This is a genomic window from Streptomyces sp. H27-D2, assembly GCF_035828615.1.
In the GTDB taxonomy this organism is placed as follows: Bacteria; Actinomycetota; Actinomycetes; order Streptomycetales; family Streptomycetaceae; genus Streptomyces.
Map to the genome: position 1 here is coordinate 6,060 of NZ_JAYMZR010000140.1, position 7,512 is coordinate 13,571.

Here is a 7,512-nt window from a genome sequence, read left to right on the forward strand (position 1 = left end):
CGAGAGCGGTCGTCCGTCGCGGTGGCTCTCGCCCGTTCCGCCCGCCCCACGCCGCACGGCCTCGCACCGCCCGCCCCCGCGCCGCGCGCCTCCGTCACCGGGCCGACGCGCGCCCCGATCCCGCCCCGCCGGCCGCGCGTCGCCACTCTCGCGGCGTGACCCCGTACGCCTCGCGGAACCTGCGGGCGAAGTGGCTCGCGTCGGAGAAACCCCGGGCCCGTGCCACCGAGGCGATCGGCCTGGTCCGGCCCGCTTCGGAAGACAGGGTGCGCCGGGCGCCCTCCAGCCGCTGGGTGGTGATCCACTGCTCCAAGCTGATCTCCGCCTCGGCGCAGGTCCGGTAGAGGTACCTGACGGAGATGCTGTGGGCCCCCGCGATGCCGGCGGGCGTCAGGCCGGGTTCGGTCAAGTGCAGCCGGGTGTAGGCGAGGACGCCGCTCAGCAGCGTCTCGGCCATCACGGGGCGGGTGTCGGCCTGCGCCGCGGACGTGATGAGCGCCCGCAGCAGTTCGACCGTGGCCGAGCCGAGCGCGGCGGCGCCCGGGTCGGCGGAGAGCGTGTCGGCGTGCCGCGAGAGGTACGCGAGGTGGCCGCGGACCAGATCGTGCAGCGGGCTGGACTTCAGCCGTCCGGCGCCCCTGCGCACGATGTCCACGGGCAGCCCGAGAACGTCGTAGCTGACCTGGAAGGACTCGGAGGCACCAGTTCCGGTCCAGCCGAACTCGTACGGTGCGGTGAGGTCGTTGAGCATCCGGTCCCCGGCTCCGACCGGCTCCTCCCGGCCCGACTGCGCGAACATGCCGTGTCCTCGGGTCCGCTGGGCGATGACGACGATCGGCGGGCCCTCCATCCGTACGTGCCGGGCGGTGCGGACCAGCCGCAAGCCGGTGGAGGCGGCGCTGAACAGGGTGGAGCCGCCGAAGGGCCAGACGTCCATCCTGGCGCGCACCACGCCCGCCGAATCCTCGTGCGTGACCCGGCACGGCACGGACGCCCCGATCATCGCAGCGTCTAACGCCCCGACCCGGTCCGCGGGCGGTACACGTACGGCGTCGAGAAGGATCATCGCGTCGGTTCACCCGCCTTCGCGGTGAATTCCGGCGGGGACCGGGCTCTTCGCCGGGCGCCCCGCATATACGTACGGCTCAGTCTCGCACGGCTCTGCCGGGCCGTGGCGGCACTTTCGGCTCCCGGCTCGCCGCCGCCCGGGCGCGGCTTCGCTCCCGCGCGAAGCGGTCAGTCTGGGACGCAGAGCGTGCACGCTCGGACCACTTCGGTCACCGGTCCGCTGACAGGATGCTCGGCACACACTCATCGGGCACGCACTCATCGAGCACCCGCTCGCCTGAAAACCCGGCCGCGACGCCATACGGCCGGGCCACCAGGCCGCGCGACTCCGCAGAGAACCACAGGAAGTGGGGATCGGCACATGAGCGACATCAAAGCACCCATCCCGGTCGTCTTCATCCACGGGTTATGGATGCACTCCAGCAGCTGGGACAACTGGGTGCGGCTCTTCGCCGCCAACGGCTACACCGCCCTCGCACCGGGCTGGCCGGGCGACTCGGCGAGCACCGAGGTGACCCGCTACCTCGGCCAGCACGGCAGCGCGCGCGTCGCCAAAGCCGTACTGCTCGGAGCGGTTCCGCCGCTGATGCTGCGCACGGAGGCCAACCCGCAGGGCCAGCCGATCGAGGCGTTCGACGCCATCCGCGCCGGCGTCTCGGCCGACCGGTCGCAGTTCTACCGGTACCTCAGCGCGCCGTTCTACGGAGCGAACCGCGCCGGGGCCGAGGTATCGCAGGGCGCGCGGGACGCCTTCTGGCTGATGAGCATGCAGGTCAGCCTCAAGGGCGCGTTGGACTGCGTCCAGGCGTTCTCCGAGACCGACTTCACGCAGGATCTGCGGAGCATCGACGTACCCGTCCTGATCGCGCACGGGGACGACGACCAGATCGTGCCGATCAACGCCTCGGCACACCAGTCCTCGCAACTGGTCAAGGACGCGGTCCTGAAGGTGTACCCGGGATCTCCGCACGGCTTGGTCGGCGGCTTCAAGAAGGCGTTCCACGCGGACTTACTGGCTTTCATCACGGGCTGAACGGGCTGAACGGGTTGCGGATCTGACGGGCTGTGGATCTGACGGGCTGCCGGATCTGACGGTCACCGCCGAGCGGCCGGGCGGGAGGTGGGCGAGACGCGCGGCGCTCTCCCCACCTCCCGTAGCCCTCACAATGCTCAGGCCCCGGCCGCGACGGCTGCCCGCAGCCGGTCACACACCTTTGCCACTGCCGCCGCGTCCGGCAGCAGACCCGCAGCGAACATGGACATCTGCAGAGCGGGGCCGTGGGCGTCGTACCGAGCGAGGTCGCCCTTGAAGACGGGTTGCACCACGAAATGGATATGCCCGGGCACCGCGTGCGCATGGGACCAGAGGCAGACGTAGACCTGCTCCGGACTCATCGTCGAGGTGAGGAGAGAACTGACCTTCCGCAACAGCGGGCCCAACTCGATCGATTCCTCGGCCGACAGGTCGGCCACATGGAGCACGTGTCTGACCGGCTTGACCACCAGCGTTCCGACGCCCAGCGGCCCCACACAGTGCTCTACGACCCACTCGGCCGTCCTGAGGATCACCCCGCCCGGCAGAGGCTCCGTACCGGCGATGAGCCCGCAGGCCATGCACGCCCGGTCCGCGCCCAGGTTCTCAGCCCTCATCGCGACTCCTCAATGACCCAATGACGTACGGCTCATCCCGCCCTCCTCACGGAAGCGTGAGAATACGGGGGCCTTCATCCGTGATGGCCACCGTGTGCTCCGCGTGCGCGGCACGGGTGCCGTCGATGGTGTGCAGGGCCCAGCCGTTCGCGGCGGTGCGGTACGCGTCGCGGCCTCCGGCGATGAACATCGGCTCGATGGCCAGCACCAGGCCGTGCCGGAGTTTGTAACCGCGCCCGGGGCGGCCGTCGTTGGGGACCGCTGGGTCCTCGTGCATCGTGCGCCCGACGCCGTGTCCGCCGAAGTCCGAGGGGATTCCGTACCCCGACGCGCGGCCGATGCCGCCCACCGCGTGCGCGATGTCGCCGATGCGGGCGCCGACGGTCGCGGCGGCGATCCCCGCGTGCAGCGCGCGCTCCGTCGCGGCGATGAGCGCCAGGTCCGCCGCGCGGGCATGGCCGACGACGAAGCTGACGGCGGCGTCGCCGACCCAACCGTCCAGCGTGGCACCGCAGTCGACGCTCACCAGGTCTCCGTCGCGCAGCCGGTAGCCGTCGGGGAAGCCATGGGTGATCACGTCGTTGACCGACGCGCAGATCACCGCGGGGAAGGGCGAAGAGGCGAACGACGGCTGGTAGCCGAGGAAAGGGGAGCTCGCTCCCGCCTTGTCCAGGACCGCGTGCGCGGCCTCGTCCAACTCCTTGAGGCTCACGCCCACCGCGGCCGCATCCCGGGCCGCTTCGAGAGCGTGCGCGACGACACGGCCCGCTTCCCGCATCGCGTCCAGTGACCGGTCGGTCTTGATCTCCACCATGAGCAGGGTCCCCTCGTAAGCTGCGCCCCGGGACGGGGTACCGGTATTAGTATCACGGTACGATCCAACCCCGGGCCCCGCTATTGACGTTGACGGAGATCACCGACGGCGTTCGCCAGAACCGCGCGGGCGAGGGCCGCGACCCCCGCATGGATGCGCTCCCGCGACATACCGCCGGCGACGAGGTGTTCGATGAGGTCGCTGCGCACGGCGGCCAGGAGTGCGTGGGCGAGGAAATCGGCACTCCCGTCCCCCCGGGCTTCCGCCAGCAGGGTCGCCAGCTCCGCGTGCCACAGGCTGTAGGCGTCGTTGCGGTACGGGCTGCCGCTGCCCGCGTTCTCCAGGGCGAGCATCAGCGGGCGATTGTCCAGCTTGAAGCGCAGCAGGGCGTCGAGGACAGCGAGGACGCGTTCGCCCGCGGGGGCGCCGGGGCCGAGCGGCGGGGGGCCCGTGAGGACATCGGCCCGCAACTGCTCGGTGCGCTGCTGGACCAGCGCGCGGACGAGGCCGACCCGGTCGCCGAACCGACGGAAGAGCGTGCCCTTGCCGACCCCGGCAGCTACGGCGATGTCATCCATGGACACCCGCTCAGGATCGCCCCGCTCGGCGAAGAGGCGGGCCGCGGCGATGAGGACCGCCTCACGATTACGGGCCGCGTCGGCTCGCTCCTTGCGCGGGACGGACATGACTCCTCCTGGAGACCGGGGCAGCTAAACGGACTAGTGGTCCGTATGGTCAATGCGGACCGCCGGTCCGCATCGTAGCGCGGACCTCGCCGACCGAGAGAGGCCCACCATGCCCGACACCCCCATGAGCAGCGCCCCTCCGAACCAGCCGAACCAGCCGAACCAGATCGATCAGATCGATCAGCGGGAAACGGTCCTGGTGACCGGCGGCACCGGCAACACCGGCCGCCGCGTCGCCGCCCGGCTCGCCGAACTCGGGCACCCGGTGCGCGCGGCCAGCAGGCGTCCCGCGCCGGCCGACGACGTCGACCACGCCCGAGTCGAGCACGGTCGCGTCGAGCCCGGTCGAGTCGAGCCCGGTCGAGTCGAGCCCGTCCGCTTCGACTGGGACGACGCCTCGACGCACGTCCCGGCCCTGCGCGGCGCCCGCGGCATCTACCTCGTACCGCCCAACGGCGCATCGGACCCGGCCGCGTCCATGCTGCCGTTCCTGCGGCAGGCGCGGCTCGCCGGTGTCCGCCGTGTCGTCCTCCTCAGCTCCTCGGCCATCGCCGAGAGCAACGGCGGGCTGGGCGTGGTGCACCGGGCCACCCCCGAACTGTTCCCGGAGTGGGCCGTGCTCCAGCCCTCCTGGTTCATGCAGAACTTCACCGGCGAGCACGCGCACGCCCTCAGCATCCGCGCCGACGACGAGATCGTGACGGCCACCGGCGAGGGCCGCGTCGGCTTCGTCGACAGCCAGGACATCGCCGAGGTCGGCGTACGGGCCCTGACGGACGAACAGCCGCACAACACCGCCCACCTCATCACCGGCCCTGAAGCGATCGGCTACGACGCCATCGCGGCCATCGTCTCCGAGACCGCCGGCAGACCGATCCGGCACCGCCGCGTCTCCTACGAGGTCCAGCGCGACCGGTTCGCCGCCGTCGGCATACCCGGCCGGTTCGCCGAGCTGCTGGCCGGCATGGACCGGGCCATCGCCACCGGTACGGAGGACCGCACCAGCCCCACCGTGGAACGCGTCACCGGCCGGGCGCCGCGCTCCTTCCCCGTCTACGCCGCCGAGCACGCAGCCGCCTGGCAGCGGCCCTGACCCGCGTTCGGGGAGCGCCCCGCCCGCGGCCCGCGCCGACGGGCGAGGCCGCGGCGGCCCGTTGGGCTCCGGGCCGCGGATGAGCTCCGGCGGGCGCCGACGCGCGAACGCCTTCGGCTTTCAGCCCCGGTCCGAGCGCTCCGCCGGTTAGCCTTCCGGACGCCGCACTCTGCGCCGCGACCACGTCAGGAGCACGCTCATCGACACCCAACGCACCTCCGCCGGCTGCCCCTTCCTCATCGACCCCGCCGCCCGCGACGTCCAGGCCGAGGCCACCCGGCTCCGCGCTCTCGGCCCGGCGACCCGGGTGGAACTGCCCAGCGGCGTCGAAGCCTGGTCGGTCACCGACCAGGCCCTCGTCAAGCGGCTGCTGACGGACGACCGCGTCTCCAAGGACGCGCATCAGCACTGGCCCGCCTACATCAACGGCGAGATACCCCAGGGGTGGCCGCTGAGCATCTGGGTCAGCGTCCGCAACGCCCTGACCGCGTACGGGCCCGAGCACACCCGGCTGCGCCGGCTGATCAGCTCCGCGTTCACCGCCCGCCGCGTCCGGGCCCTCACGCCGAAGATCGAGGAGATCACCGCGACCCTCATCGACCAGCTCGAAGCCGCCCCGGACGGCCGGCCGGTCGATCTGCGCGCCCAGTTCGCCTGGGTGCTGCCGCTGCTCGTCGTCAACACGCTGCTCGGCGTCCCGGAGGAGGCGCACGACGGGTTCCGCGGCGCGATCGGCGGGCTGTTCGCCACGGACCTGTCCGAGGAGGAGGCGACCGCCAACGGCCAGACCGTCTACCGGCTGCTGTCCGAGCTGGTGGCCGTCAAGCGGGAGACGCCGGGGGACGACGTCACCAGCGGGCTCATCGAGGCGCACGACGCCGAGACCGACACCAGCCTCTCCGAGCAGGAGTTGCTCGACAGCATCCTGCTGCTGATCGGCGCGGGCCACGAGACGACGGTCAACCTCCTCGACCACACCATCACCAACCTGCTCACCCACCCCGACCAACTCGCCCTGGTCCGCGAGGGTCGCGCCAGCTGGGCGGACGTGGTGGAGGAGAGCCTGCGCCAGCAGGCCCCGATCGCGAACATCCTGATGCGGTTCGCGGTCGAGGACATCCACGACGCGGACAGCGGGCTCACCTTCCGGCGCGGTGAGGCGTTCGTCATCAACTTCGCCGCCGCCGGCCGCGACCCCAACCTGCACGGAGAGCGGGCCGACAGCTTCGACGTCACCCGGCCGACCCGCCGCGACCACGTGTCGTTCGGCTACGGCGTGCACCACTGCCTCGGCGCGGAGCTGGCCCGGCTCGAAGGCCGCATCGCGGTCTCGGCCCTGTTCGAGCGCTTCCCCGACCTCGCCCTCGCCGTCCCGGTCGAGGAGCTGCGCCCGGTGGCGTCCTTCATCTCCAACGGCCACCAGGTGCTGCCCGTCCGGCTGCGGAGCGACGCGCGCAGCGGCGCTGTCGGCGCGGCCGTGTAGTTCGAGGGGCCGAGATGCCGGGGGCGGGCATGGCGGGGGCCCGGGTAGCACCGCCGCCGGCCCGGCCCGGACAGCCAGGGCGGCCGGGCCGGGCCGGCCGGTACGCGGCGGCCGGGGCCGGCCGGGCCCGCGCACCCCTCCCGACATACCAATATTCACTTATTGTCATCTCGTGTTTACACTAAGCTAACCAAAGAGCAGGTAAAGTTCTGCCCGGATCACATTCGGGCAAGACGAGACCGGTTGGGGAAAAGTCGTGCGGACCGCGGCCGTAACGCGTGTCTGGGCCATCGCCCTGGCTGTCCTGCTCAGCGTGTTCCTCGTCGCCGACCCCGCCGGTGCGCAGACCGCCGAGGCATCCGGCGGCTACTCCCATTCCGGCGCCGGCTCCGTGCCCCGGGCCACCGCGGCCGAGACGCTGGAGCCCGACCACGGCCGTCGCGCCGTCTCGGCCTGCGCGGGACCGGCCGCCCGGGTCACCGGGGCTCCGCGGCTGACAGCGTCGCCGACCCGTACCGTCGTCGGATCCCTCCATGACGCCTCGCTCGCCGCCCCGGCCTCACGCGGGACGGCCCCCGCCGGCGCGCGATCGGCCGGCGGAGCCCTACCGCTGAGCAGATCCGCCGAACTCCCCATCGCCCACCAGGCCTTCCGCTGCTGAGAGCCGCCGCCACGATCACTCGTGCCCGCGCGCCCCACCCCCCCCACCCCCCCACAG

The 7,512-nt window shown here is 72.2% G+C and carries 8 protein-coding genes; 4 read left to right on the forward strand and 4 right to left on the reverse strand.

Annotated elements, in window-relative coordinates:
- Positions 1 to 94 precede the first annotated feature (94 nt).
- Positions 95 to 1,066, reverse strand: coding sequence for a helix-turn-helix domain-containing protein (locus QMK28_RS31780; RefSeq protein WP_326443162.1), 972 nt, complete (start codon positions 1,064 to 1,066; stop codon positions 95 to 97).
- Positions 1,067 to 1,429: 363 nt separating this feature from the next.
- On the opposite strand from QMK28_RS31780, the gene QMK28_RS31785 reads away from it, so the two are divergent.
- Positions 1,430 to 2,101 carry an alpha/beta fold hydrolase gene (locus QMK28_RS31785; protein ID WP_326443163.1) on the forward strand — a complete coding sequence of 224 codons (672 nt, stop codon included), beginning with the start codon at positions 1,430 to 1,432 and terminating at the stop codon, positions 2,099 to 2,101.
- 137 nt (positions 2,102 to 2,238) lie between these two features.
- On the opposite strand, the gene QMK28_RS31790 is transcribed toward QMK28_RS31785, so the two are convergent.
- The 3 genes from QMK28_RS31790 to QMK28_RS31800 all read right to left on the reverse strand — a co-directional run bounded on the left by QMK28_RS31790 (position 2,239) and on the right by QMK28_RS31800 (position 4,218).
- The gene (locus tag QMK28_RS31790; protein ID WP_326443164.1) at positions 2,239 to 2,718 is read right to left on the reverse strand and encodes an HIT family protein; all 480 of its coding nucleotides are present in this window, start codon (positions 2,716 to 2,718) and stop codon (positions 2,239 to 2,241) included.
- Positions 2,719 to 2,764: 46 nt separating this feature from the next.
- Positions 2,765 to 3,532, reverse strand: a complete 768-nt coding sequence (gene map, locus QMK28_RS31795; RefSeq protein WP_326443165.1) for a type I methionyl aminopeptidase — start codon at positions 3,530 to 3,532, stop codon at positions 2,765 to 2,767.
- Positions 3,533 to 3,612: 80 nt separating this feature from the next.
- Positions 3,613 to 4,218, reverse strand: coding sequence for a TetR/AcrR family transcriptional regulator (locus QMK28_RS31800; protein WP_326443166.1), 606 nt, complete (start codon positions 4,216 to 4,218; stop codon positions 3,613 to 3,615).
- Between the two features lie 109 nt (positions 4,219 to 4,327).
- Between QMK28_RS31800 and QMK28_RS31805 the strand changes: the two genes are divergently transcribed.
- The 3 genes from QMK28_RS31805 (at position 4,328) to QMK28_RS31815 (ending at position 7,455) form a co-directional block, all read left to right on the forward strand.
- Positions 4,328 to 5,311, forward strand: coding sequence for an NAD(P)H-binding protein (locus QMK28_RS31805; protein ID WP_326443167.1), 984 nt, complete (start codon positions 4,328 to 4,330; stop codon positions 5,309 to 5,311).
- Between the two features lie 199 nt (positions 5,312 to 5,510).
- The gene (locus QMK28_RS31810) at positions 5,511 to 6,794 is read left to right on the forward strand and encodes a cytochrome P450 family protein (protein WP_326443170.1); all 1,284 of its coding nucleotides are present in this window, start codon (positions 5,511 to 5,513) and stop codon (positions 6,792 to 6,794) included.
- Positions 6,795 to 7,050: 256 nt separating this feature from the next.
- The gene (locus QMK28_RS31815; RefSeq protein WP_326443168.1) at positions 7,051 to 7,455 is read left to right on the forward strand and encodes a hypothetical protein; all 405 of its coding nucleotides are present in this window, start codon (positions 7,051 to 7,053) and stop codon (positions 7,453 to 7,455) included.
- Positions 7,456 to 7,512 lie beyond the last annotated feature (57 nt).